At 69.8% G+C, this 25,689-nt stretch carries 22 protein-coding genes; 12 read left to right on the top strand and 10 right to left on the bottom strand.

Annotation, left to right across the window (positions count from 1 at the left end):
* Positions 1-33: 33 nt before the first annotated feature.
* Complete coding sequence (locus tag IEZ11_RS12845) at positions 34-453, top strand: GlcG/HbpS family heme-binding protein (protein WP_189262822.1); 420 nt, start codon at positions 34-36, stop codon at positions 451-453.
* Positions 454-521: 68 nt separating this feature from the next.
* Here the strand turns inward: IEZ11_RS12845 and IEZ11_RS12840 are convergent, their stop codons facing one another.
* Complete coding sequence (locus IEZ11_RS12840) at positions 522-1,388, bottom strand: GNAT family N-acetyltransferase (RefSeq protein ID WP_189262821.1); 867 nt, start codon at positions 1,386-1,388, stop codon at positions 522-524.
* 191 nt (positions 1,389-1,579) lie between these two features.
* Here IEZ11_RS12840 and IEZ11_RS12835 point away from each other — a divergent pair, with 191 nt between their 5' ends.
* Both IEZ11_RS12835 and IEZ11_RS12830 read left to right on the top strand, forming a co-directional pair.
* Positions 1,580-2,212 (top strand): HAD family hydrolase, encoded by a 633-nt coding sequence (locus IEZ11_RS12835; protein WP_189262820.1) that lies wholly within the window; start codon positions 1,580-1,582, stop codon positions 2,210-2,212.
* Positions 2,213-2,518: 306 nt separating this feature from the next.
* Positions 2,519-3,973, top strand: a complete 1,455-nt coding sequence (locus tag IEZ11_RS12830) for a globin domain-containing protein (protein ID WP_189262819.1) — start codon at positions 2,519-2,521, stop codon at positions 3,971-3,973.
* A gap of 4 nt (positions 3,974-3,977) precedes the next feature.
* On the opposite strand, the gene IEZ11_RS12825 is transcribed toward IEZ11_RS12830, so the two are convergent.
* The 5 genes from IEZ11_RS12825 to IEZ11_RS12805 all read right to left on the bottom strand — a co-directional run bounded on the left by IEZ11_RS12825 (position 3,978) and on the right by IEZ11_RS12805 (position 7,691).
* The gene (locus IEZ11_RS12825; protein WP_189262818.1) at positions 3,978-4,460 is read right to left on the bottom strand and encodes an NUDIX hydrolase; all 483 of its coding nucleotides are present in this window, start codon (positions 4,458-4,460) and stop codon (positions 3,978-3,980) included.
* A gap of 88 nt (positions 4,461-4,548) precedes the next feature.
* Complete coding sequence (locus IEZ11_RS12820; protein ID WP_189262817.1) at positions 4,549-5,454, bottom strand: LysR family transcriptional regulator; 906 nt, start codon at positions 5,452-5,454, stop codon at positions 4,549-4,551.
* Between the two features lie 230 nt (positions 5,455-5,684).
* Complete coding sequence (locus IEZ11_RS12815) at positions 5,685-6,818, bottom strand: cystathionine gamma-lyase (protein ID WP_189262816.1); 1,134 nt, start codon at positions 6,816-6,818, stop codon at positions 5,685-5,687.
* Positions 6,815-7,306 (bottom strand): low molecular weight protein-tyrosine-phosphatase, encoded by a 492-nt coding sequence (locus IEZ11_RS12810; RefSeq protein ID WP_189262815.1) that lies wholly within the window; start codon positions 7,304-7,306, stop codon positions 6,815-6,817. The genes IEZ11_RS12815 and IEZ11_RS12810 overlap by 4 nt, the downstream gene beginning before the upstream one ends.
* Before the next feature lie 7 nt (positions 7,307-7,313).
* The gene (locus IEZ11_RS12805) at positions 7,314-7,691 is read right to left on the bottom strand and encodes a phage holin family protein (RefSeq protein ID WP_189262814.1); all 378 of its coding nucleotides are present in this window, start codon (positions 7,689-7,691) and stop codon (positions 7,314-7,316) included.
* 59 nt (positions 7,692-7,750) lie between these two features.
* On the opposite strand from IEZ11_RS12805, the gene IEZ11_RS12800 reads away from it, so the two are divergent.
* From IEZ11_RS12800 to IEZ11_RS12785, 4 genes are all read left to right on the top strand, one after another.
* Entirely contained in the window at positions 7,751-8,068 is a 318-nt protein-coding gene (locus IEZ11_RS12800) for a cupin domain-containing protein (protein ID WP_189262813.1), read from the top strand.
* A 165-nt stretch (positions 8,069-8,233) separates the two neighbouring features.
* Complete coding sequence (locus tag IEZ11_RS12795; protein ID WP_189262812.1) at positions 8,234-8,446, top strand: DUF5326 family protein; 213 nt, start codon at positions 8,234-8,236, stop codon at positions 8,444-8,446.
* A 266-nt stretch (positions 8,447-8,712) separates the two neighbouring features.
* On the top strand, positions 8,713-9,438 hold the full coding sequence (locus tag IEZ11_RS12790; RefSeq protein WP_308426472.1) for an IclR family transcriptional regulator: 726 nt from the start codon (positions 8,713-8,715) through the stop codon (positions 9,436-9,438).
* 99 nt (positions 9,439-9,537) lie between these two features.
* A complete protein-coding gene (locus IEZ11_RS12785) occupies positions 9,538-9,975 on the top strand; it encodes an SsgA family sporulation/cell division regulator (RefSeq protein ID WP_189262811.1) in 438 nt (145 codons plus the stop codon).
* Positions 9,976-10,188: 213 nt separating this feature from the next.
* Here the strand turns inward: IEZ11_RS12785 and IEZ11_RS12780 are convergent, their stop codons facing one another.
* Positions 10,189-11,766, bottom strand: a complete 1,578-nt coding sequence (locus tag IEZ11_RS12780) for a YibE/F family protein (RefSeq protein WP_229712985.1) — start codon at positions 11,764-11,766, stop codon at positions 10,189-10,191.
* A gap of 241 nt (positions 11,767-12,007) precedes the next feature.
* On the opposite strand from IEZ11_RS12780, the gene thiC reads away from it, so the two are divergent.
* Positions 12,008-13,828 (top strand): phosphomethylpyrimidine synthase ThiC, encoded by a 1,821-nt coding sequence (gene thiC / locus IEZ11_RS12775; RefSeq protein ID WP_229712984.1) that lies wholly within the window; start codon positions 12,008-12,010, stop codon positions 13,826-13,828.
* Between the two features lie 141 nt (positions 13,829-13,969).
* Here the strand turns inward: thiC and IEZ11_RS12770 are convergent, their stop codons facing one another.
* The 3 genes from IEZ11_RS12770 to IEZ11_RS12760 all read right to left on the bottom strand — a co-directional run bounded on the left by IEZ11_RS12770 (position 13,970) and on the right by IEZ11_RS12760 (position 17,513).
* On the bottom strand, positions 13,970-14,839 hold the full coding sequence (locus IEZ11_RS12770; protein ID WP_189262810.1) for a hypothetical protein: 870 nt from the start codon (positions 14,837-14,839) through the stop codon (positions 13,970-13,972).
* A gap of 181 nt (positions 14,840-15,020) precedes the next feature.
* The gene (locus IEZ11_RS12765) at positions 15,021-16,145 is read right to left on the bottom strand and encodes a metallophosphoesterase (RefSeq protein WP_189262809.1); all 1,125 of its coding nucleotides are present in this window, start codon (positions 16,143-16,145) and stop codon (positions 15,021-15,023) included.
* Between the two features lie 255 nt (positions 16,146-16,400).
* Complete coding sequence (locus IEZ11_RS12760) at positions 16,401-17,513, bottom strand: LacI family DNA-binding transcriptional regulator (protein WP_189262808.1); 1,113 nt, start codon at positions 17,511-17,513, stop codon at positions 16,401-16,403.
* A gap of 430 nt (positions 17,514-17,943) precedes the next feature.
* Between IEZ11_RS12760 and hisC the strand changes: the two genes are divergently transcribed.
* The 4 genes from hisC (at position 17,944) to cydD (ending at position 25,663) form a co-directional block, all read left to right on the top strand.
* The gene (hisC, locus tag IEZ11_RS12755; RefSeq protein WP_189262807.1) at positions 17,944-19,023 is read left to right on the top strand and encodes a histidinol-phosphate transaminase; all 1,080 of its coding nucleotides are present in this window, start codon (positions 17,944-17,946) and stop codon (positions 19,021-19,023) included.
* Between the two features lie 273 nt (positions 19,024-19,296).
* Entirely contained in the window at positions 19,297-20,805 is a 1,509-nt protein-coding gene (locus IEZ11_RS12750) for a cytochrome ubiquinol oxidase subunit I (protein ID WP_189262806.1), read from the top strand.
* 18 nt (positions 20,806-20,823) lie between these two features.
* Positions 20,824-21,831, top strand: coding sequence for a cytochrome d ubiquinol oxidase subunit II (gene cydB, locus IEZ11_RS12745; RefSeq protein WP_189262805.1), 1,008 nt, complete (start codon positions 20,824-20,826; stop codon positions 21,829-21,831).
* Between the two features lie 82 nt (positions 21,832-21,913).
* Complete coding sequence (gene cydD / locus IEZ11_RS12740; RefSeq protein ID WP_189262804.1) at positions 21,914-25,663, top strand: thiol reductant ABC exporter subunit CydD; 3,750 nt, start codon at positions 21,914-21,916, stop codon at positions 25,661-25,663.
* Positions 25,664-25,689 lie beyond the last annotated feature (26 nt).

Genomic DNA, 25,689 nt, shown 5'->3' with positions numbered 1-25,689 from the left:
CTCACCGCACGTCAGCACCATCCAAGGAGAACCATGAGCACCACCACCGTCACCCCGCTCACCATCCAGGACGCCGAGCTCCTGATCACCGAGGCCGGCCGCGCCGCCGAGGCCGCGGGGGTCACCGTCACCATCACCGTCCTGGACGCCGGAGGCCATCTGCTGGCCTTCCGCCGGGATGACCGTGCCGTGCTCATCTCCGGCGAGACCAGCACTCGCAAGGCCTACACGGCGCTCCAGCTGAACACCGCCACCGCCGACCTGATCGACGCCGTGCAGCCCGGTGGCCTCTTCCACACCCTGCCCACGGCGCTCGACCAGCCGCTGCTGTTCATCGCGGGCGGTGTCCCCGTACGGCGGGACGGCCGTCTCGTCGGAGCGATCGGCGTCGGCGGCGGTGCGCCCGGCCAGGACCACGGCTTCGCCACCGCCGCCGTCCAGGCACTCGCCTGACCGGCACTCCCGCTCAACGTGAACGCCGACTCCGTCCGGGAGCCGGCGTTCACCGCGTCGAAGGCTTCTCAGCCCGCCGCCACCGTCAGCGGCGCGAACCGTCGTGTCCAGTCCCCCGGTGACTCCGCGATGCCGTAGGTCATGACGGAGTTCATGGCGACGGAAGTCAGTCCACGCGCCTTCGCCCAGCTCAGCAGCTCCTCGTGTCTGACGTCGATGTCCGTACGGAGCGGGCGATCGGTGTGGGCGGCGAGCGAGGCGATCAGGGACTTCGCCGTCTCGGTGTCACGCGCGATCAGCGGCCCGACGACATGCGTGTCCATGTTGGGCCACGCGGCCGCGTATCCCACGATTCGCCCGTCGTCCACAGCGACGTGCAGCAGGTCCGAGAACGCGGGCAGCCGGGTGATGAGAAGGGTGCGGTCGACGCCGAACACCTCCTCGTCGAGCCGCAGGATGGAACCGAGGTCCTCAGCGGTGGCCGTCCGCGTCGCCACCCGAGGCTGGGACCCGCCCGGCGTGAAGGGCCCGGACAGCATCTCCGAACGCCCCGTGGCCTTGAACCCCAGCTCCTCGTAGAGCGGACGCCCGTACGGCGTCGCGTACAGGGTCAGGGGAGTCGTCCCCATCGCCGAGACGATGTGCCGCATCAGCCGGCGGCCGATGCCCTGGCGGGCGTGTCGTTCGGCGACCAGGACCATGCCGACCGCGCCGAGACGTGGGCGTTCCCCTGTGCCGTACTCCGTGACGACACAGGCGGCCACCAGGCCTCCGCCGGGGTCGTCGACGCCATATCCCTTCCCGGCCGTGAGGAGCAGGCGCCACTTGTGTTCCTCACGGGGCCACCCCCGATCCTCGGACAAGTCGGCGCAGGCGCTGAGATCGCGTGGCGTCAGTCGGCGAATGGGCAGAGCGGCGTCGGAAGGAGTTGACACGCAGGTCAGGCTTTCCGACCGGCGCCCCCGGCGTCCACCTGTTTCCAGGGAGACGCACGCGCTTTTGGCCATGTCGTAGCCCTCAGCACAGCCCTTGTACAGATCCAGGACGTTTCACGTGAAACACCGTCGCAGGGCAGCGGTTCGTGGCCGTACCGAGGAGTTGTGAGCCTTCCCGTTAGCCTCGGGCCATGGCGAGACTTCATCTATTCGATCTTGACGGCACTTTGCTGCACGGCACCTCCGCGCCCGTCGAGATATCCCGACAACTTGGTCTGGAAGAAGAGACCGTAGAGCTTGATCGGGCCATTTCGGCGGGACGGATAGACCCGTCGGAGTACGCGACACGGGTGTACACGCTCTGGGCCGAGCTGACCGAGGCGCATGTGACGGCGGCATTCGACGGTGCGCCGTGGCTGGCCCGGATCCGGGATGTCTGGGCCGAGATCAGGGGATCGGGGGACTACTGCGCGGTGGTCTCGCTGTCGCCTTCCTTCTTCGTGGAACGTCTCCTGGACTGGGGAGCCCATGCGGCCTTCGGATCGCAATTCCCGGCGGTTCCGTTCGTCGAACCGATGGATCCGGCTGGAGCGCTCACCGCAGCCGCCAAGGTGACGATCGCGGACCGGCTGTGCGAGCAGTTCGGGATCGGACGGGCGGACTGTGTCGCCTACGGCGACTCGATGTCGGACAGGGACTTGTTCGGTGCGGTTCCGGTATCCGTGGCGGTCAATGCGGACGGACATCTCGCCGGTCTCGCGACGTACTCCTACACGGGCCGGGATCTATGGGAAGCCTATGAATTGACGCGTGGCGCCCGGTAATTGAGGGAACCGATGGTTCGCCCGTTGCCAGAATCACGAGGGAGACAGGGGGGACTTGTGCGCGCGGCGACGGCCGGTAGGGTCGACTCCGGTTCATGTCCGGGGCGGGGCGCTTCTGCGGGAGCGATTGCGGCCCATGTCACACTCTCGCCTTACTTGTCCGTACACGGGAGAATCGCGGGTTCAATGTGGTCGTGTCGGCCACAGGGCCCGACCGGGGAGAGCTAGCCGTCAACGGGGGAAAGCAAGCACCTTCCGAGGGAAGTGCGCAGACCGACCGCAAGATGTTCGAGGCGAGGGCACACCATGGACGCTCCGACCACCACGTCGGCGGGCAACGACGGGGCCGGCGGAGGCCATTGGTTCGCGCCCCACAGCAGGCCCGCGTTCGACACTGCCACCGAGCCTCCGGTCGTGGCGCCGGGGAGCGGTCGGGAAACGCCCCAGGGCCGCCCTCCCGCGGCCGCGGCGCCCCAGGAGCGAATATGGCCACCGACGGAGCCCGCACGCTTTCAGGGAGCCGCTGAGGCCCCGCCCGGCGGGCAGTACGCGGCGCCCGGCCCCTACGCGCGCACGACCCCGCACCCCCCACCGGGCGCCTTCGAGGACGTCCCGCCCCGGCGCAGTGCCCAGCAGACGCAGAACGCCTCACCGGACGCGATCCGTATCCGCGGCACCATGGCCGAGGTCGGTCCGATCGCCGACAAGGTCACCTCGTACTTCTACGCACTGCTCTTCGTCCGCCACCCCGAACTGCGTTCCCTGTTCCCGGCCGCCATGGACACCCAGCGGGACCGGCTGCTGAAGGCGCTGCTCACCGCGGCCGAGCACATCGACAACACGCCCGTCCTGGTCGAGTACCTCCAGAACCTGGGCCGCGGCCACCGCAAGTACGGCACCCGGCCCGAGCACTACCCGGCCGTCGGCGAATGCCTCATCGGCGCGCTGAGCAGGTATGCCTCGGGCATCTGGGATCCCGAGACGGAGGCGGCCTGGGTACGCGCGTACACGACGATGTCCCAGGTGATGATCGACGCGGCGGCCACCGACGAACTGCGCGCCCCGGCGTGGTGGCACGCGGAGATCGTCGCCCATGACCTCAGGACCGCGGACGTCGCGGTGCTCACACTCCGTCCGGACCAGCCGTACCCCTTCCTTGCCGGGCAGTACACGAGTGTGGAGACGGCCTGGTGGCCGCGGGTGTGGCGGCACTACTCCTTCGCCTCGGCGCCCCGCTCGGACGGCCTGTTCACGTTCCATGTGAAGGCCGTCCCGGCAGGCTGGGTCTCCAACTCGCTGGTGCACCGCGCCCGCCCCGGCGACGTCATCCGCCTCGGCCCGCCCGGCGGTTCGATGACCGTCGACCACACCAGGGACAACGGACTGCTCTGCCTGGGCGGCGGCACCGGCATCGCACCCATCAAGGCGATGGTCGAGGACATCGCCGAACGCGGATCGCGCCGCCCGGTCGAGGTGTTCTACGGCGCCCGCACCGAACACGACCTGTACGACATCGACACCCTGCTCCGGCTCCAGCAGAGCCATCCCTGGCTCGCGGTCCGTGCGGTCGTCGACCGGCAGGCACACCTCCAGCTCCCCGACGCCATCCGCGGGTACGGCCCGTGGATCGATTACGACGCCTGTCTGTCCGGCCCGCCCGGCATGATCCGCAACGGGATCACCGCGCTGCGGGACGTCGGCTTCCCCGCACACCGCATCCGGCACGACTCGGTCGAGGAACTGGTCGTCGTCGGCGACTGACCCGTCATCCGAGATCCGGGGCGTGCATGGCCCGCACACCCTCGATGTTGCCGTCCAGGTAGTGCCGCAGCGACAGCGGCACGAGATGCACGGAGGCGATCCCCACCCGAGTGAAGGGGACACGCACGATCTCGTACTCGCCGGCGGGTTCGTCGATTTCAGGGCCGTGCCGCAGAGCCGGGTCCATGGACTCCAGCCGGCAGACGAAGAAGTGCTGCACCTTCACACCGGTCGTGCTGCCGCTGTCACCGATGTGCTCCACGGTGTCCACGAAGCAGGGCACCACGTCGGTGATCTTGGCGCCGAGCTCCTCGTCCACCTCACGGTGCAGGGCGTCGACGACGGTGGTGTCCTCGGGCTCGACCCCGCCACCGGGAGTGACCCAGTAGGGATCGACACCTGGCTTGGTGCGCTTGATCAGGATCAGGTCATCGCCGTCCAGAAGGACGGCACGGGCGGTGCGCTTGACCACGGGTCGGACGGTCATGGGAGAAATGTGGCCCAGCTGGTTCCACGTGAAACATCGCGAAGCGCCACCGTACGGCGGCATTGCGTCAACTCCGCAGAACGCGCGCTCAGCTCCAGTCCGCGGCCGCGTGCTGGAGCCACTCGTGCGCCCGTGCCACATGCGGCATGGCGAGCGTGCCGGTGCGCACCACAAGGAAGTACGTCCGCAGCGGGGGGACCGGAGGATCGTGCAGCGCCGCGACCTCGCCGCGCTCCAGGGCGGCCGTGCACAGGTACCGGGGCAGCACCGCGAGGCCGGCACCCGCGACCGCACAGGCGAGCACCGCGCGCAGATCAGGGACCACGACCGTGCCCGAGGCGGCCGGCCGCGTGTCGAAGACGGAACCCCAGTAGCGCGAGACGAACGGCAGCGACTCATGGACCTCGACGACCGGCAGATTCTCCAGGACGGCCGCGCCCTTGCCGCGCACGGCACCGGTGCCGATCTCCTCGGCCCAGCGTGGAGCGGCGACCAGGACATGCTCCTCGTCGCAGAGCGCGGTGGCGGTGAGCAGGGCGCCGCGCGGCCGGACGGTACTGATGGCCAGGTCGTGGTGACCGGCGGACAGCCCCTCCAGGGTCTCCTCGGCGTTCCCGAACGAGGCGCGCAGTGCGAAGCCCTGGCCGTCGTCGCCGGCGAGCTCCGTGAGAGCGGGAAGAGCGCGTTCCGCGGTGAACTCGGGTGGCCCGGCGAGGTGCAGGGTGCGCACCGAGGAGTCGTCGTCGAGGCCGCGTTCCGCTATTTCCACGAGGGCGTCGAGATGTGGGGCGGCCTTGTGGGCGAGTTCGTCGCCGATGGTCGTGGGAGTCACCCCACGGGCCTGGCGCAGGAAGAGCGGACGACCGAGTTGCTGTTCCAGCGTCCGGATCTGGGAGGTCACCGCCGGCTGCGAGAGTCCGAGCAGGGCGGCGGCGCGGGTGAAGGAGCCGGCCCGGTGCACGGTCACGAAGGTGCGCAGCAAGGCCAGATCCATCGCACGCCCTCCCGTTCCGCCTGCCCCTTTTCCGGCCCCCGGGCAGGTCCCCAACTATAAATAAGTCGATAGGTTCCTGTCGCTACAGTGATTGGACACTGACGCAGAGTCAACTAGCCTTGGTCGCGCGGTTCTTGGCGCGCGAGAACCGGGACGGTCCGAGCCGCGAGGGGGGAGGTTCGGACCGTCCGTTATGCGTAGCCAGACCTGTGGAAGCGTCCGAAATTCGGTCACTCATCCGACTCGTCGAGTGCGCGCAGCACATCGGCCACAAGATCTTCGGGATCCTCGGCCCCGACCGACAGCCGGATGAAGCCCTCCGGTACGTCGTCCCCACCCCAGCGCCGCCGTCGCTCGGCCGTGGAACGCACCCCGCCGAAGCTCGTCGCATCGTCGACCAGCCGCAGCGCCTGGAGGAAGCGTTCGGCACGCGCGCGCGTGGGCAGTGTGAAGGAGATCACCGAGCCGTAGCGGCGCATCTGCTGCGAGGCGATCTTGTGCGCGGGATCGCCGGACAGCCCCGGGTAGCGCAGGCCGCTCACCTCGGACCGCTCGCGCAGCGCCTCCGCGAGCAGCAGGGCGGTCGCGTTCTGCCGGTCCACCCGCAACTGGAGGGTGGCGAGGGAGCGATGGGCCAGCCAGGCCTCCATGGGCCCGGAGATCGCCCCGATGATCTTGCGCCAGCGGCGTACCGAGGCCATGGCCGCCGCGTCCCGCCCGGTGACGTACCCCAACAGCACGTCTCCATGGCCGGTGAGCTGTTTGGTGCCGCTGGCCATGGAGAAGTCGGCGCCCAGGGCCAGCGGGCGCTGGCCGAGCGGGGTGGCGAGGGTGTTGTCGACGGCTACCAGGGCGCCACGCGCGTGTGCCGCCTCGGCGAGACGCCGGATGTCACAGACGTCGAGTCCCGGGTTGCACGGCGTCTCGATCAGCAGCAGCCTCGCCCCGTCGAGGACGTCGAGCTGGGCGTCGCCGGCGGTCGGTGCGGTGCGCACCTCGATGCCGTACGCCTCCAGCTGGGCGCGGACCAGCGGCAGCACCTGGTAGCCGTCGGACGGCAGGACGACCGCGTCCCCGGCGCTCAGCTGGGAGAAGAGCACCGCCGAGACGGCCGCCACACCGGAGGCGAACACCAGCGTCTCGACGTCCGGATCGCCGGGCGCCTCCAGCTCACCGATGGCCCGCTCCAGATGGGTCCAGGTCGGGTTCTCGTCGCGGCCGTAGGCGTACGGCCCGCTCACCTCGCCCGGCAGATGGAAGTGCGCGGCGAAGACCGGCCCCGGCAGGGTCGGCTCGTTCTTGACCGGCTCGGGCAGCCCCGCCCGCACCGCGCGCGTGCCCTCGCCCATGGCCGCCTCGCTCATCCCGCCGTTCCCTCCACCTCTGCCCGTACCGCGGCGAGCAGCCCCTCGCTCGCCGCCTCCACCATCTCAAGACACTCCTCGAAGCCGTCCAGAGCGCCGTAGTACGGATCCGGTACGTCGAGGTCGTCGCCGGCGGCCGGGTCGTACGCGCGCAGCAGCCGTACCTTGCGGGCGTCCTGCTCGGTGGGGGCGAGCCGGCGCAGGGCCTTGAGGTGGCCGGAGTCGAGGGCGATCACGAGGTCGAGGCGGGCGAACCAGGAGGCCTGGAACTGGCGTGCGGTGTGGTCGCTGTCGTAGCCGTGCTCCGCGAGGACGCGGACGGCGCGCGGGTCGGCGCCGTCTCCCTCGTGCCAGCCCCCGGTGCCGGCGCTGTCGGCCTCGACACGGTCGTCGAGTCCGGCCTCGGCCGTGCGGGCCCGGAAGACGGACTCCGCCATCGGGGAACGGCAGATGTTGCCGGTGCAGACGAAGCAGACGCGGTAGGTCATCGGGTGCTCAGTCCGTGTCGGGAAGGATCATGTTGAGCGCCCAGGACACGATCGAGATGATCAGGCCGCCCAGGACGGCGGTCCAGAACCCGTCCACATGGAAGCTCAGGTCCAGCTTGTCGCACACCCAGGACGTCAACAGCAGCATCAGCGCGTTGACCACCAGGGTGATCAGGCCGAGGGTGAGGATGAACAGCGGAAAGGTGAGGACCTTCACGATCGGCTTGACCAGGAAGTTCACCAGGCCGAAGACCAGGGCCACCAGGATCAGCGTCCAGACCTTCTTGGGGGTGCTGTCGCCGGTCAGGGTGATCTTGTCGAGCAGCCACACGGCGACTGCCAGAGCGCCCGCGTTGGCGATCGTCTTGACTACGAAATTCTTCATGTGTCTGATCGTGACAGAAGAGATCGGATGCAAATAGTGAGGCGAGGGCGGCAACTGAGATGAAGGCATTCCGGCTGGACGAACTGGAGGCGGAGCGCGCCGCCAATGACGGGGCCTACCTGCAGTTCCTGCGGGAGCGGAACATGTCGGTCGGTCTCTATGCCCTCGACGCGGGCGCGCAGGACCCGCAGCGGCCGCACAACCAGGACGAGGTCTACTTCGTGGCCAGCGGCCGTGCCGCGATCACCGTCGGCCTGGAGACCACGCAGGTGGCGCGGGGCAGCGTGGTGTACGTGCCCGCCGGGGTGGCCCACAAGTTCCATCACATCAGCGAGGATCTGAGGGTTCTGGTGGTCTTCTCTCCCCCCGAGGCCTGACCCCGGCTCTCGGGGTTCCCTAGGGGAAGGGTCAGGGGAGGACAAGGGATCCGGGGCCCCCGTATGGTCCCCTCGCGGCTCTAGCATCGGGTGCAGGACATCGCATCGTGCGGGACGCACGAGACCGTACGTGCCGGAGCGCACGAGAAGGCGGAGGACAGGGCAATGCGAGAGATCTTCACAGGTCTGCCGTGGTGGGTGAAGTGGATCGCGGTGCCGGTCATCGCGCTGGTGGTGTTCGGCGGCCTGATCACCGCCGTGATCAGCTGGGTGGTCTTCCTGCTCTTCAAGCTGCTGATCTTCGTGGCGCTGGTCGGCGGACTGATCTACATCGTGCGGAAGTTCATGTCGAGCTCCTCGTCGAAGAGCGACTGGTGAGCACCGTGGGAATCGGCGGTCGGTAAGCGGGAATCGCCGGTTCCCTCGGGGGAGGGAAGTTTGCCGCGCGGGCGGATCGGGAGCGGTGGCTGACGGTTAGAGTCGCTGACCCCCTCGCGCTCCGGGAGTGACCCTTGGCCACGCTTGACGCCGCCCCCGCACCCACAAAACATCCGGCACCCCCCGCCCAACGCCGCTCCGGCACACCCCCCGTGCAGCGGCCGGCCGACCCCGCACAGCCGCACTCGGCCACCCTCATCGGCTCCGTGCAGCGCGCGATGCGCCTGCTGGAGTGTGTCGCCGGACACGCACACGGCGCCCCCGCCAAACAGCTGGCCCGTGAGACCGGCCTGGCCCTGCCCACCGCCTATCACCTGCTGCGCACCCTGGTCCACGAGGGCTATCTGCGCCGCGACAAGGGGCTGTTCTTCCTGGGGGAGGCGGCGGAGCGGCTGAGCAGCAGCGGAGCACAGCAGAAACGTCGCAGCGCGGTCGTCGACACCCTCGCCCACTGGCGGGACGCGATCGGTGTCCCGGTGTACTACTCCATGTACCGGGACGGCGAGATCGAGGTCATGTGCGTCGCCGACTCCCCGGGTACCCCGGCGGTCGAGGAGTGGGCCGGATTCCGCGAGACCGGACACGCGCACGCCATCGGCCAGTGCCTCCTCTCCCAGCTGGACGAGGACGTCCGCCGCGACCATCTCGCCCGTTATCCCGTGCGCCCCCTCACCCCGTACACGGTCCGTGACGACCGGACCCTGCTGCGACGGCTGGAACGGACGCGGCGGATGGAGCCGGTGGTGGAGCGCCAGGAGTACGCGCTGGGGACGGTGTGCGCGGCGATCCCGCTGACCGTCGGCACCACGGCCGCCACGATCGCGGTCTCCCTCCCCCTTCACCAGGCCGACCGGCTGCTGCCCGCCGTACGGCAGTTGCAGGCCGAAGTGGGCCGTCATCTGGGATCCCTGGCGATCGCTATCAGTATCTGAAAACTCACTCCTTGTGATCTGCTGTGTACGTTCAGCAAGATTTGACCACCATCAAAGGGATAAATCCCGGCCAGTCGGCGTCATATGACGGGGTAGGCAATGCGCGAGTCCGTACAAGCAGAAGTCATGATGAGCTTTCTCGTCTCGGAGGAGCTCTCCTTCCGCATCCCCGTGGAGTTGCGCTACGAGACCTGTGATCCCTATGCCGTACGGCTCACCTTCCATCTGCCCGGGGACGCGCCGGTGACCTGGGCCTTCGGGCGGGAGCTGCTGATCGACGGGGTGGGGCGGCCGTGCGGCGAGGGCGATGTGCACATCGCGCCCGCCGATTCCGAGGTGCTGGGCGAGGTGCTGATCCGGCTTCAGGTCGGCGGCGACCAGGCGGTGTTCCGGTCCTCCGCGCCCCCGTTGGTGGCATTCCTCGACCGCACGGACAAACTGGTGCCGCTCGGCCAGGAGGGCTCGCTCGCCGACTTCGACGCCCACCTCGACGAGGCCCTGGACCGCATCCTCGCCGAGGAACAGAGCGCCGGCTGAAGCGTTACGGCACAGCGCGCTGCTCCCCGCGCCGCCGAGTCGTGTCAGGACGGGCAGGAACGCTTCTGCGTGTCCGTGGCGGGTCTGTGACCGGTTCTCTGCCCGGCCCCTGCCGCAAGGTCCCCGTGGGCGGCTTTCCTCCAGGCCGCTCACGGCTCAGCACTCACCACTCACGGCTCACCACTCACGGCTCACCGAGCGCGCCGCCGTGCCTCACCGTTTCCGGCGACGCCCCCGCCCGCCGCGGGCCGCGGCCGGCGCAGCCTCGATGGACACGGCTGTCTCCGTGCCCGGCCGGTCTGCCGACACCACCAGGGCCGCGAGCAGTGTGGTGACCGGTACCGAGGCGACCAGGCCGATCGAGCCGACCAGGGTGCGCACGATCTCCTCGGCCACCAGCTCGCTGTTGGCGACCGTGCCCACACTGCTCTGCGCGATCGAGAAGAGCAGCAGCAGCGGCAGCGCGGCGCCCGCATAGGCCAGCACCAGGGTGTTGACGACGGAGGCGATGTGGTCGCGGCCGATGCGGATGCCCGCCCGGTACAGCCCGCGCCAGCCCATCGTCGGGTTGGCTTCGTGCAGTTCCCAGACGGCCGAGGTCTGGGTGACCGTCACGTCGTCCAGGACACCCAGCGAACCGATGATGACACCGGCCAGCAGCAGACCGCTCATGTCGATCGACGGATACAGGCCGTGGATCAGACCGGTGTTGTCGTCGGTGTTGCCGGTGAGCGCGGCCCAGTCGATGAACTCCGAGCCGAGCAGGCCGATCAGGCACAGCGAGACCAGCGTGCCGAGCACGGCCACCGAGGTCCGGGCCGACAGCCCGTGGCAGATGTAGAGGGCGATCAGCATGATGGCGCTCGACCCGACCACCGCCATCAGCAGCGGGTTCGAGCCTTGCAGGATTCCCGGCAGGATGAACATGGTCAGCACCAGGAAACTGACGGCCAGTGCGACCAGTGCCATCACACCGCGCAGCCGGCCCACCACCACGACGGCGAGTGCGAAGATCCCGGCCAGCAGCGCCATCGGGAACTTCCGGTTCACGTCGGTGACGGAGTACTGGAGGTCCTTCGGCGCGGAGGGTTCGTACGCGGCCACGACCTTCTCGCCCTCGTGCAACTGCCGTGACTGGTCGGGCTGCACGATCTCGGTGAAGGTACGGCCCTTGTTCTTGCCGGCGTCGACCCGGACCGTGGCCTTCTTGCAGGTGTCGCCCTCCTCCTGCTTCGAGGAGGTGCCGTCGGCGGTGGAGGTGTCTCCGGTCGAGCCGCCGCCGGAGGCGTTGACCGACTTGCAGCTGACCGAGACGACCTTGGTGACCGTCGCCGCCTGCGTCTGGCGGTCGAAGCCGACGCCGGTGCGCTCGTGAGGCGGGGCGCCACCGGGCCACAGCACCACCAGGCCGACCACGACCGCGGCGGTGAAGGGGATGAGGATCGCCGCGATGACCTTGCGCAGATGCTTGGAGACGGGCGCGGCGGGGCCGTGGTTGTGGCTGTGCCCGTGCGAGTGGCCGTGACCGCCGCCCGGCCCGGAGTCGTTGTGACCGGCGCTGGAGCGGCCGCCGGGGCCGGCGCTCGGACCGGTCGGGTGGCCTTGGGTGTGGCCGTCGTCGTGATGGTGGGCGTGGTCGGGGCCGTGCCCGTGGTCGTACTGCTCGCCCTGTCCGTGGATGTGTCCGTCACCGGCACCACGGCCCCCGTGGCCGGATCCGCCGCCCTGCACGGCGCCGTTGTCGCGCCGTGGGTCGGGGGGCGGGTAGGGGTGCTGCTGTGTCGAGGTCACCGGCCGATCATCGCAAGAACGGCAGGGGCCCTCTGTTCACCGCGCCCGAATTGACGCTAGCGTGGAGGCACCTTTGCACACGCGGGAGCTCGGAGCACCGGGCTGAGAGGGCGCTGACCTCCGTATTCGCGATGTTTCACGTGGAACGAGTGATGTTTCACAGGAAACGCCGCCCCACGGAAACCGCTGCGTCGACCGCCGAACCTGTTACCGGGTAATGCCGGCGTAGGGAGTAGGTCTCATGACCAACAAGGACGTACGCACGCCTGCCTTCAGCCAGGACGAACAGCCCATCACGGGTGAAACGTCCGGGGAGGCCGGGAAGTCCATCGGCTGGCACAAGGGGTACGTCGAGGGCTCCCGCCCCGATCTGCGGGTGCCGGTCCGACAGGTGCACCTCACCAACGGGCAGTCGGTGACGCTCTACGACACCTCGGGCCCGTACACCGATCCGCTCGTCGGGACCGACGTCCGCAGGGGCCTGCCGGCGCTGCGGGAGAACTGGATCATCGCCCGCGGTGACACCGCCGAGTACGCGGGCCGGCCTGTCCGTCCCGAGGACGACGGGATCAAGCACACCGCGCCGCGCGGCGGCCTCCGCAACCTCGACGCGGTCTTCCCGGGCCGCCCGCGCCAGCCGCGCCGCGGCCGCGACGGCGAGGCGGTGACGCAACTCGCGTACGCCCGCCGGGGCGAGATCACCCCCGAGATGGAGTACGTGGCCATCCGCGAGAACGTTTCTCCCGACGTGGTCCGTGAGGAGATCGCGGCGGGCAGGGCGGTGCTGCCCGCCAACGTCAACCACCCGGAGATCGAGCCGATGATCATCGGCAAGCGGTTCCTGGTGAAGGTCAACGCCAACATCGGCAACTCCGCGGTCACCTCCTCCATCGAGGAGGAGGTCGAGAAGATGACCTGGGCGACCCGTTGGGGCGCCGACACGGTCATGGACCTCTCCACCGGCCGCAACATCCACACCACCCGCGAGTGGGTGCTGCGCAACTCCCCGGTCCCCATCGGCACGGTGCCGCTCTACCAGGCCCTGGAGAAGGTCGACGGCCGGGCCGAGGAACTGACCTGGGACATCTACAAGGACACGGTCATCGAACAGGCCGAGCAGGGCGTGGACTACATGACCGTCCACGCGGGCGTGCGCCTGTCGTACGTGCCGCTCACCGCCAACCGCAAGACCGGCATCGTCTCGCGCGGGGGCTCGATCATGGCGGCCTGGTGCCTCGCGCACCACAAGGAGTCGTTCCTGTACGAGAACTTCGAGGAGCTCTGCGAGATCCTCGCCGCCTACGACGTCACGTACTCGCTGGGCGACGGGCTGCGCCCCGGCTCCATCGCGGACGCCAACGACGTGGCGCAGTTCGCGGAGTTGCGCACGCTCGGGGAACTCAACCGGATCGCCAGGCGTTTCCATGTACAGACGATGATCGAGGGCCCGGGCCATGTCCCGATGCACAAGATCAAGGAGAACATCGACCTTCAGCAGGAGATCTGCGATGAAGCTCCGTTCTATACGCTCGGCCCGCTGACCACGGACGTCGCACCGGCGTACGACCACATCACCTCCGGCATCGGTGCCGCGATGATCGCCTGGTGGGGTACGGCGATGCTCTGTTACGTCACGCCCAAGGAGCACCTGGGCCTGCCCGACCGGGACGACGTCAAGACCGGCGTCATCACCTACAAGATCGCTGCCCACGCGGCCGACCTCGCCAAGGGCCACCCGGGCGCGCAGGAGTGGGACGATGCACTGTCCGACGCCCGCTTCGAGTTCCGGTGGGAGGACCAGTTCAACCTCGCCCTGGACCCGGACACGGCCCGCGAGTTCCACGACGAGACACTCCCGGCGGAGCCGGCGAAGACGGCCCACTTCTGCTCGATGTGCGGGCCCAAGTTCTGCTCGATGAAGATCAGTCAGAGCATCACCGAGCGGTTCGGCGGCGCGGCGGCCGAAGGCGCGTCAGCCGAGGAGGTCGTGGAGGGGATGCTCCAGAAGTCGAAGGAGTTCGCGGCCGGCGGGAACCGGGTGTACCTGCCGATCGCCGACTGACACGGCGCGTGCGTCCCAGGGGACGGGACGAGCCACGGCACCGGCGGTCGGCGCCGGGCTCGGCATCGCGTCCGGTGCCCCGGCGCGGCCGCCTGGGCCGGGTGTCCGGCCTGCGCCCCCTGGGCGGGGGCGCAAGCCGGGCTATTCCGGCTGGTGTTCCGGGCCTCCGAAGTCCGGACTGGTGTAATCCGGGCTGGTGAAGCTCGGCCGGGGCGCGGGGGCGGCGCCGTCGTCGGTGCTGAATCCGGGACGGCCGTAACCGAGCCGCGGCATCCGGCCCACCGGGCTCGACGGAGCGGTACGGCGCAGTCCGGACGTGCCGGTGTCGGTGGCCAGTGCTTCCCGCAGGAAGGGCAGGATGCCGCGCTCCAGCAGGGCGTCCCGCCAGGCCTCCCGGGCCTTGGCCACCTCCCCGTCCGGTTCGCCGTAGGCCCCGGCCTCCAGCGAGGGGCTGTTGCGCAGTGCGGTGAGCAGCAGCCCCGCGCCGGCCATGAGGATGGTGGCCGCGGTCACGACGCCGAACACCCAGCCCGCGGTGAGCATGGTCTGGGCGAACGCCGGGGCCGGGTCCAGCATCTTCAGGACATAGCCGACGAGCAGGAAGATGGCGGCTGAGGTACCGGCGAGCACGGGCGCCAGGACCAGGGCGAGGGCGAAGCCTCCGGCGCCGGTGGTCTCGGCGGCCTCGCCGAGGGTGGTGGCGAGCCCCATCGCGCCGCCCGGGCCCGGCTCTGCGGAGCCGGAGTCCTGGACGGCGGCCGGGGTGGACCGCGCGGGATTGCGCAGTTCCTCGCGGACCTTCACATAGTGCTGGTACTCGGTCGCCGCGGCCGCCGTGATGAGTGCGGTGGCGTTGAGCGCCATGGTGCGCAGCTGTTCGATGTTCAAACGCTGGCCTATACCGGCCAGTTCGGGACGGTACTGGGCGGAGCGCAGCGCCTCATCGAGGATCCGCTCGTATTCCTGGCGGTCCTCGCTGTGCAGGTGCTGCGGAACGCTGTTCATGTGCATCCCCCGATGCTCCGTAGGGCTGGTGGCTCGCACGCCGGCGAGCCGTCGGGCAGAAACGGAGGGGAGCCTGCTACGGATAAACCGATGGTAGAGCCGTTACGGCACGCGGTGACAGGGGGTTGCCGGAAATTGGGGGTTGACCGCGTGTGACATCGGGAGGACCAAAGAGCCCGGCGAATGCTCAGGAATCCAGCGGAAGTTGCCTCACCAGCAGCTTTCCGGCCATGGTCACGCCGCCGTCCATGGCGATGGCGAGTCCTTCGGCATAGATGTGCGGTCCTTCCACAACCGGACCGCTGCCTTCTTCGCCCTCTTCGGAGCCGACTTCCCCCAGCAGATAGGGAATCGGGCTGTGTCCGTGAACGATGCGGGTACCGCCGTACGTATCGAGAAGGGAACGGACGGCGTCTGCACCCCCCTCGTCGCGGAAGGAGAAGCGCTTGGTGAACTTGCGGAACAGGTCCCAGACCTCGTCCGCGTCGTTACGCGTGATGGTCTCGCGGACCGTGTCGTTGACCGCCTCGATCGAGTCGCCGTAGTCGAGGTAGGCGGTGGTGTCGGAGTGGACCAGCAGATAGCCGTCGACCTCCTCGACGGCGTCCAGGCGTGCCATCCACTGGAGGTGGTGGTCCTGGAGCCGGTCCATGTCGGTCTTCTGGCCGCCGTTGAGCAGCCAGCCCGCCTGGAAGGTGGCGGTGCCCGCGCCGGAGTTGACGGGGGTGTCGCCGAACCGCTTGGCGCCGAGCAGCAGCAGCTCGTGGTTGCCCATCAGGGCCTTGCAGTAGCCGCCGGCCGCGGCCGCCTCGGCGGACAGCCGCATCACCAGGTCGATGACGCCGATGCCGTCCGGACCCCGGTCGGTGAAGTCGCCGAGGAACCACAGCCGGGCGGTGCCCGCGCACCAGTGCCCGTCCGCGTCGATCAGGCTCTGCTCCCGCAGCGCGGCGACCAGCTCGTCGAAGTAGCCGTGCACGTCGCCGACGACGTACAGCGGGCCCGGACCGGCCGCGAGCTGCGAGGCCGGGGCGGCGGCCGGTTCGACCGGCATCTGGAGCGTGTCGCCGCGGTGGATGACGGGCAGGTCGCGCTGGGTGGGTGTGTACCCCTCCGGGTACTCGTCCGAGTAACCGTCCGGATACCCCTCGGGGTATGCCTCCGGGTACGGCCCGTCGAGCGGCGGGGCGACGTCCCCAGGGTGTGCGCTGCGGGCGTACGGGCCGGTCTCGTTGACGTACCCGGGCACCCGGAAGTCGCGCAACGTCGCCGTCCGCTCCGCCTCGGGTCCCTGACCGGCCCCCTGAGTCATCAGACCCCTCCACCATCGCGCCGCATCTGCACCGCTTCGGCCTGCCTGGTCGCAGCGGCCCGCGGTGTCGTGGGCCCATCATAGGAATGCCCGTCGCGCCGTGTGATGACCCAGGGGTGGTGAATCCGGGCAGGACTCCGGTTCAGCGGGGCTTTCGCCCCGGTTGGGCAGGGGTTCGACCCCTCACCGTTCGGCTGCCGGCCGCCGTCCGACGGCGCCCGGCAGCCGCGCCGCCCCCCTCTGTGCGCGTCCGTGCTACTCCTCCTCCGGTGCCCGCGGCGGGCTGACCGTGGTGCGCTGCTGGCGTCGCTGGGAGGAGGTACGCACGATCAGTTCGGTCGGTATCACCTGCTCGACCGGTTGGTCCGACTCGACCCCCTCGATCGCGTCGATGAGCAGTTGCACCACCGCCGTACCGATCCGGCGCGGCTTCAGGGAGAGCGTGGTGATGGGCGGCTCGGTGTTGGCGTACACGGTCGACTCGCTGCAGCACACCAGCAGCAGGTCGTCGGGAACGCGCAGCCCGTAGCGGCGGGCGGCGGCGAGCAGGTCCGTGCCGTTGGGGTCGAAGAGGCCGTAGACGGCGTCGGGGCGGTCCGGGCGGGCGAGCAGCCGGTCGGCGGCGACGGCGCCCGCGCACGGGTCGTGCGCGGGGTAGGCCTCGTAGACCGGGTCCTGGCCGACGCGCTCGCACCAGCGCAGGTAGGCGGTGGTCGACAGATGCGTGTACGTGTCCGTCGTGGTGCCGGTGAGCAGGCCGATCCGGCGGGCGCCCGCGTCGGCGAGATGGTCGAGGATGCCGAGGACGGCCGCCTCGTGGTCGTTGTCCACCCAGGCGGTGACCGGGAGCGAACCGGCCGGGCGGCCGTCGGAGACCACCGGCAGGCCCTGCCGGACCAGTTCGCTGACCACCGGGTCCTGGTCGGAGGGGTCGATGACGACCGTGCCGTCCAGGGCGACGTTCGACCACACGTCGTGCCGTGAGGTCGCCGGCAGGATCACCAGGGCGTAGCCACGGGCGAGCGCGGCCGAGGTGGCGGCCCGCGCCATCTCGGCGAAGTACGCGAACTCGGTGAAGGTGAAAGGTTCATCCCCGTACGTCGTCACGGTCAGGCCGATGAGTCCCGACTTGCCGGTACGGAGGGTGCGGGCGGCGGCCGAGGGGCGGTACCCCAGCCGGTCGGCGACCTCTCTGACGTGGCGGCGGGTGGCATCCGGGAGCCGCCCCTTGCCGTTCAGGGCGTCGGAGACGGTCGTGATGGAGACTCCGGCGGCGGCGGCCACGTCTCTGATGCCCGCCCGGCCTGGCCGGCTGCCTCGCCGAGAGGTTTCCGCGCGGCTCACCTGGTGCTTCCCTGCTGCTGTCATGGCGAGCCGATAGTAGGGCTCATGCGGTGGGGTAGTGCGGACGCATATGCACGCGTTGACAGGCACGTTTCTGCAAGGTCAATCGGGGTCAACTGCCTTAGAAAGAAAGTCAGTTGAACGATCCAATAGTGAGACGTGACTCGTCGGCACGGATGGGCCTGCCAAGTGCCCGATGTTTCGAAGAGGTCTCAACTCACCTGCACGGGTGATGCGCGCCACGGCGTGAGCCACCGGCGCGTAGATATATGTAGGGCGCGCCCCCGATAAATGCGCCTTCGTACGGTGATGCCCGTGATGCCGGTGGGACGGATGGGGTCCGGCTCCGCTCCCGTTCTTCCGCTGTACGCGGCGGCGCCGAATCCTCATAAAGTGAGGAGTATGGGAAGCCGGCGGTGCGGACGGTCCGCCGGTGGTCGCGAGGAGGACTGCGGTGAGCGAGACGAGCCCCAAGCTGCGCGCCGAGCTGGAGGGTATCCCCACCTACAAGCCGGGCAGGCCGGCGGCGGCCGACGGCCCGGTCGCCTACAAGCTCTCCTCCAACGAGAACCCTTATCCCCCGCTGCCCGGCGTGATGGAGTCCGTCACCGCGGCCGCCACCGCCTTCAACCGTTACCCGGACATGGCGTGCTCCGGGCTGATGACCGAGCTGTCGGACCGCTTCGGCGTCCCGCTCGGCCATCTGGCCACGGGGACCGGATCGGTCGGTGTCGCCCAGCAGCTGATCCAGGCCACCAGCGGTCCCGGCGACGAGGTGATCTACGCGTGGCGGTCCTTCGAGGCGTACCCGATCATCACGCAGATCAGCGGCGCCCGGTCGGTCCAGGTGCCGCTCACGCCCGGTGACGTGCACGACCTGGACGCGATGGCGGACGCGATCACCGACCGCACCCGCCTGATCTTCGTCTGCAACCCGAACAACCCGACGGGCACGGTCGTGCGGCGGGCCGAGCTGGAGCGGTTCCTGGACCGGGTGCCGGGTGACGTGCTGGTGGTCCTGGACGAGGCCTACCGGGAGTTCATCCGCGATCCCGAGGTGCCCGACGGTGTCGAGATCTACCGGAAGCGGCCGAACGTCTGCGTGCTGCGGACCTTCTCCAAGGCGTACGGCCTCGCCGGGCTGCGCGTCGGCTTCGCGATCGCGCATGAGCCGGTGGCGGCGGCGCTGCGCAAGACGGCGGTTCCCTTCGGGGTGAGCCAGCTCGCCCAGGAGGCGGCGATCGCCTCGCTGCGGGCCGAGGACGAGCTGCTCGGGCGGGTGGGTTCGCTGGTGTGCGAGCGGCAGCGGGTGGTCGAGGCGCTGCGCGGCCAGGGCTGGACGGTGCCCGAGACCCAGGCCAACTTCGTGTGGCTGCGGCTGGGGGAGCGTACGACCGCCTTCGCGCAGCTCTGCGAGGAGCACGGCGTGGTCGTCCGGCCGTTCCCGGGCGAGGGGGTGCGGGTGACGGTCGGCGAGACCGAGGCGAACGACATCTTCGTGAAGGTGGCGGAGGCGTTCCGTAAGGAGCTGTAGAGCCCGCGGGGCCGGTGGGGGACTTCCCGCGGGCTCCCGGGATGCCGAGGGTGCGGGGTCGTACGGCCGACATGAGGGCCGGACGGCCCCGTACTCGTTCCCGGAAGGTGCCGAACGGCTCAAGTGCGACCCCCCTTCGATGGTCGACCATCAGTGCGTCATAATGGCTTGTGAATGTGAATGCATTCACAAGCTTGGCCCTTTTGATCCGTTATGTACGCGACAAAAAGGTCATGTGCCGCTGTATCACGGCGACGTAAGGAGAATGACGACGTGTACCTGGCTCTGGCGCCGGAGACACTGGCGCGCTGGCAGTTCGGCATCACCACCGTCTACCACTTCCTGTTCGTCCCGCTGACGATCTCGCTGGCCGCTCTCACGGCCGGCCTGCAGACCGCCTGGGTGCGTACGGAGAAGGAGAAGTACCTCAGGGCGACCAAGTTCTGGGGCAAGCTCTTCCTGATCAACATCGCGATGGGCGTGGTCACCGGCATCGTGCAGGAGTTCCAGTTCGGCATGAACTGGTCCGACTACTCGCGCTTCGTCGGCGACATCTTCGGCGCGCCGCTCGCCTTCGAGGCACTGATCGCCTTCTTCTTCGAGTCCACCTTCATCGGGCTGTGGATCTTCGGCTGGGACAAGCTTCCCAAGCGGATCCACCTGGCCTGCATCTGGATGGTCTCCATCGGCACGATCCTGTCCGCGTACTTCATCCTCGCGGCCAACTCGTGGATGCAGCACCCTGTCGGTTACAAGATCGACAAGGCGAAGGGGCGGGCCGAGCTCACCGACTTCTGGGCCGTTCTCACCCAGAACACCGCGCTGGCCCAGGCCTTCCACACGCTGTCCGCGTCCTTCCTGACCGGCGGCGCGTTCATGGTCGGCATCGCCGCCTTCCACCTGTTCCGCAAGAAGCACATCACCGTGATGAAGACTTCACTGCGGCTCGGTCTGGTCACCGTCGTCATCGCAGGCATGCTCACCGCGATCAGCGGCGACACCCTCGGCAAGGTGATGTTCAAGCAGCAGCCGATGAAGATGGCCGCCGCCGAGGCACTGTGGGACGGCCAGAAGCCGGCACCCTTCTCGATCTTCGCCTACGGCGACGTCAGCAAGGGCCACAACACCGTCGAACTGTCCGTCCCCGGTCTGCTGTCGTTCCTGGCCGACGACAACTTCAACTCGTACGTCCCCGGCATCAACGACACCAACAAGGCCGAGCAGCAGAAGTACGGCGCGGGCGACTACCGGCCCATCATCCCGGTCACCTTCTGGGCGTTCCGCTGGATGATCGGCTTCGGCATGGCGTCCTTCGCCATCGGCCTGGCCGGGCTCTGGCTGACCCGCAAGAAGTTCATGCTGCCGCAGCACCTGAGGGTCGGCGAGGACGAGGTGCCGCATCTGGTCCTGTTCAAGAGCAAGGCACTCAGCCCCAAGCTCGGCCGGCTGTACTGGCTGGTGGCGATCTGGACGCTCGGTTTCCCGCTGATCGCCAACTCCTGGGGCTGGATCTTCACCGAGATGGGCCGTCAGCCCTGGGTCGTCTACGGCGTCCTCCAGACCCGCGACGCGGTCTCCCCCGGTGTCTCCCAGACCGAGATCCTCATCTCGATGATCACCTTCACCGCGCTCTACGCCGTCCTCGCCGTCATCGAGGTCAAGCTGCTCGTGAAGTACGTGAAGGCGGGCCCGCCCGAGCTCACCGAGGACGATCTCAACCCGCCCACGAAGATCGGCGGCGAGACCCGTGACGCCGACAAGCCGATGGCCTTCTCGTACTAGGCCGAGGGAGACGCAGTCATGGAACTTCACGACGTCTGGTTCGTCCTGATCGCCGTCCTGTGGACCGGCTACTTCTTCCTGGAGGGGTTCGACTTCGGGGTCGGCATCCTCACCAAGCTGCTCGCCCGGGACCGCCTGGAGAAGCGGGTGCTGATCAACACGATCGGCCCGGTCTGGGACGGCAACGAGGTGTGGCTGCTCACCGCGGGCGGCGCGACCTTCGCCGCCTTCCCCGAGTGGTACGCCACGCTCTTCTCCGGCTTCTATCTGCCCCTGCTGGTCATCCTGGTCTGCCTGATCGTCCGGGGTGTCGCCTTCGAGTACCGGGCGAAGCGGCCCGAGGAGAACTGGCAGCGCAACTGGGAGACCGCGATCTTCTGGACCTCGCTGATCCCGGCGTTCCTGTGGGGCGTGGCCTTCGGGAACATCGTGCACGGCGTGAAGATCGACCGGAACTTCGAGTACGTCGGCACGCTCTGGGACCTGTTCAACCCGTACGCCCTGCTCGGCGGACTGGTGACGCTGACGCTGTTCACCTTCCACGGGTCGGTGTTCACCGCGCTCAAGACCGTCGGCGACATCCGGGTACGGGCACGGAAGCTGGCGACCAAGGTCGGTCTGCTCACCGCCGTGCTGGCGCTGGCCTTCCTGCTGTGGACCCAGGTCGACAGCGGGGACGGCAAGAGTCTGGTGGCCGTGATCGTGGCGGTCGCCGCGCTGGTCGCCGCCCTCGGGGCCAACCTGCGAGGCCGTGAGGGATGGGCGTTCGCGCTGTCCGGCGTGACCATCGTGGCCGCGGTGGCGATGCTCTTCCTGTCGCTCTTCCCGAACGTCATGCCGTCGTCGCTCAACGGGGACTGGAGCCTCACCGTCACCAACGCCTCGTCGAGCCCGTACACCCTGAAGATCATGACGTGGCTGGCGGCGATCGCCACGCCGCTGGTCCTGCTCTACCAGGGCTGGACCTACTGGGTGTTCCGCAAGCGGATCGGTACGCAGCACATAGCGACCGAAGCCGCGCACTGAGTCCGAGGGGAGGGTGTCTCATGGTGATGGTCGCGGTGGCCTGTGACGTTTCACGTGAAACACCCTCTCCGGGCCGAAGGGCATGTTTCACGTGAAACCAATCGATCCCCGCCTGCTGCGTTACGCCCGTGCCACCCGCCTCTTCCTGGTGGCTGTCGTGGGCCTCGGTGCCGTCGGTGCCGGGCTGGTCATCGCTCAGGCCATGCTCATCGCCGAGGTCGTGGTCGGTGCCTTCCAGCACAGTCACCCGGCCTCCGAACTCCGCACCCCCCTGCTGCTGTTGGCGGCCGTAGCGGTCGGCCGGGCGCTGGTCTCCTGGCTCACCGAGCTGGCCGCACACCGGGCGAGCGCGGCGGTCAAGTCCGAGCTGCGGGGCCGGCTTCTCGACCGGGCGGTGGCGCTCGGTCCCGGCTGGCTGGGTGGCCAGCGGACCGGGTCGCTGGTCACGCTCGCCACGCGCGGGGTCGATGCCCTCGACGACTACTTCTCGCGTTATCTACCGCAGTTGGGGCTGGCGGTGGTCGTGCCGGTCGCGGTGCTGGCGCGGATCGTCACCGAGGACTGGGTCTCCGCGGCGATCATCGTCGGGACCCTGCCGTTGATACCGCTCTTCATGGTGCTGATCGGCTGGGCCACCCAGTCCCGGACGGACCGGCAGTGGCGGCTGCTGTCCCGGCTCTCCGGGCACTTCCTGGACGTGGTCGCCGGGCTGCCCACGCTGAAGGTGTTCGGCCGGGCCAAGGCGCAGGCCGAGTCCATCCGCCGGATCACCGGTGAGTACCGGCAGGCGACCATGCGGACGCTGCGGATCGCCTTTCTCTCCTCCTTCGCGCTGGAGCTGCTGGCCACGCTGTCGGTGGCGCTGGTCGCCGTGACCATCGGCATGCGGCTCGTGCACGGCGACATGGACCTGTACACCGGACTGGTCATCCTGGTGCTGGCGCCCGAGGCGTATCTGCCGTTGCGGCAGGTGGGGGCCCAGTTCCACGCGGCGGCGGAGGGGCTGGCGGCGGCGGAGGAGATCTTCGCGGTGCTGGAGACGCCGATGCCGGTCTCCGGGGTGGGTGCGGTTCCCGTGGGGGCTGTGCCTCTGGCTTTCGAAGGGGTGACGGTCCGGTACCCGGGGCGGTCGGCGGACGCGATCACCGACGTCTCGTTCACCGTCGAACCCGGGGAGACCGTCGCACTGGTCGGTCCCAGCGGGGTGGGCAAGTCGACGCTGCTGAGCGTGCTGCTGGGGTTCGTACGCCCGGAGGCGGGGCGGGTGCGGGTCGGGGGAGCCGACCTCGCCGGCCTCGATCCGGAGGAGTGGCGGTCGCGGATCGCGTGGGTGCCGCAGCGGCCGCATCTGTACGCCGGGACGATCGCCGAGAACGTACGGCTCGCGCGTCCCGACGCGGACGACGACGCCGTCCGGGGGGCGTTGCGGGACGCCGGGGCGCTGGAGTTCGTGGATGCGCTGCCGGAGGGGGTGGAGACGGTGCTCGGGGAGGACGGGGCCGGTCTCTCCGCCGGACAGCGGCAGCGGCTGGCGTTGGCGCGGGCGTTTCTGGCCGACCGGCCGATGCTGTTGCTGGATGAGCCGACGGCTGCGCTGGACGGGGCGACCGAGGGGGAGGTCGTGGCGGCGGTACGGAGGCTCTCCGAGGGGCGGACCGTGTTGCTGGTGGTGCATCGGCCGGCGCTGCTGTCGGCGGCGGACCGTGTCGTGCGGCTCTCCGGCAGCGAGGTCCCCAGGGGGCTCCGCCCCGAGGTCCCCAGGAGGCTCCGCCCCCTGGACCCCCAGAGCCTTCGCCCACCCACCACCCGACTCGGTCAGTCGGAGAGCGAGGTCGCGGAGCGGCTCGGCGCGCTGGGAGGCGAGGCTGGGGAGCGGCTCGGGCGATCGGGGAGTGAGGCTGGGGAGCGGCTCGGGCGATCGGGGAGTGAAGCTGGGGAGCGGCTCGGGCGATCGGGGAGTGAGGCTGTAGGGCGGCTTGGTAGGGGTGAGGACGCGGGGCGAGGCGGGCGGCCGGCGAGTGGGCAGTCGGAAGTGCTCGGGCAGCTTGCAGGCGGCCCTGTGGAGACCGCGTCCGGGCGTCACCGGGGTGTCCTCGGGCGGGTTCGTGCTGCTTCTCGGGCTCGGCGGGGGCGGTTGTTGCTCGCGTTGTTGCTCGGGGCTCTCGCGGTGGGCAGTGCTGTCGGGCTGATGGCCACCTCCGGGTGGTTGATCTCGCGGGCCTCTCAGCAGCCGCCGGTGCTGTATCTGATGGTCGCCGTGACGGCCACGCGGGCCTTCGGGATCGGGCGGGCCGTGTTCCGGTACGGCGAGCGGCTGGTGTCGCACGACGCCGTGCTGCGGATGCTGGCCGATACGCGGGTCGCCGTGTACCGGCGGCTGGAGCGGCTCGCGCCCGCCGGGCTGCGCGCGACCAGGCGGGGCGATCTGCTCAGCCGCCTGGTCGCCGATGTGGACGCCTTGCAGGACTACTGGCTGCGGTGGCTGCTGCCCGCCGGGATCGCGGTGGCCGTGTCCGCAGGGGCCGTGGGGTTCACTGCCTGGCTGCTGCCCGGGGCCGGGGTCGCCCTCGCGGTGGGGCTGCTGGCGGCCGGGGCCGGGGTCCCGCTGGTGACGTCGGCGGTGGCGCGGCGCGCCGAGCACCGGCTGGCGCCCGCCCGCGGGTTGCTGGCGACGCGGGTCACCGACCTGCTCACCGGCACCGCCGAACTGACCGTCGCCGGTGCGCTGCCCGCCCGTACCGACGAGGCCCGGCGGGCCGACGGCACGCTCACCCGGATCGCCTCGCGGGGAGCCACGGCCACCGCGCTCGGTGACGGGCTGACCGCGCTGCTGACCGGCCTGACCGTCGCGGCCGCCGCGCTGCTGGGCGCCCAGGGGGTCGCCGAGGGCCGGCTGAGCGGCGTGGCGATGGCGGTGGTCGTACTCACACCGCTGGCCGCCTTCGAGGCCGTACTGGGCCTGCCGACGGCCGTGCAGCACCGCCAGCGGGTGCGCAGGAGCGCCGAGCGCATCTACGAGGTGCTGGACGCCCCTGAGCCCGTGCGCGAGCCGGAGCGGCCCCGCCAGGCGCCTGCCGTGCCTTTCCCCGTCGTACTGAAGGGCCTGACGGCCCGGCACCCGGGGCAGGGCCGGGACGCGCTCACCGGGGTCGACCTCACCCTGCGCGAGGGCCGCAGGATCGCCGTGGTCGGTGCCTCCGGCGCCGGCAAGTCGACCCTCGCCCAGGTCCTGCTGCGGTTCCTCGACCCGGACGCGGGCGCCTACACGCTCGCCGGGGTGGACGCGTTCGGCATGGACAGCGACGACGTACGACGGCTGGTCGGGCTGTGCGCCCAGGACGCGCATCTCTTCGACAGTTCCGTACGGGAGAACCTGCTGCTCGCCCGGAAGGAGGCCACCGAGGAGCAGCTGCGGCACGTGCTGGGGCGGGCCCGGCTGCTCGACTGGGTGGACGGGCTCCCCGACGGGCTGGACACCCTGGTCGGCGAGCACGGGGCGCGGCTGTCCGGTGGGCAGCGGCAGCGGCTGGCGCTCGCCCGGGCGCTGCTCGCCGACTTCCCGGTGCTCGTGCTGGACGAGCCCGCCGAGCATCTCGATCTGCCCACGGCCGACGCGCTCACCGCGGATCTGCTGGCCGCCACCGAGGGCCGTACGACGCTGCTCATCACGCACCGGCTGGCGGGCCTGGAGGCCGTGGACGAGGTGATCGTCCTCGACGAGGGCCGGGTGGCGCAGCGCGGCACCTACGCGGAGCTGGCCGCCGTGGCCGGACCGCTGCGCGCGATGGCGGCGCGGGAGGCGGCGGCCGAGTCGCTGGTGGGAGTCCGGTAGTCCGGTAGTCCGGTAGTCCGGTACGG

It is taken from the genome of Streptomyces fuscichromogenes, from assembly GCF_014645815.1.
In the GTDB taxonomy this organism is placed as follows: Bacteria; Actinomycetota; Actinomycetes; order Streptomycetales; family Streptomycetaceae; genus Streptomyces; species Streptomyces fuscichromogenes.
This window is presented reverse-complemented; position numbering and strand designations above follow the sequence as displayed.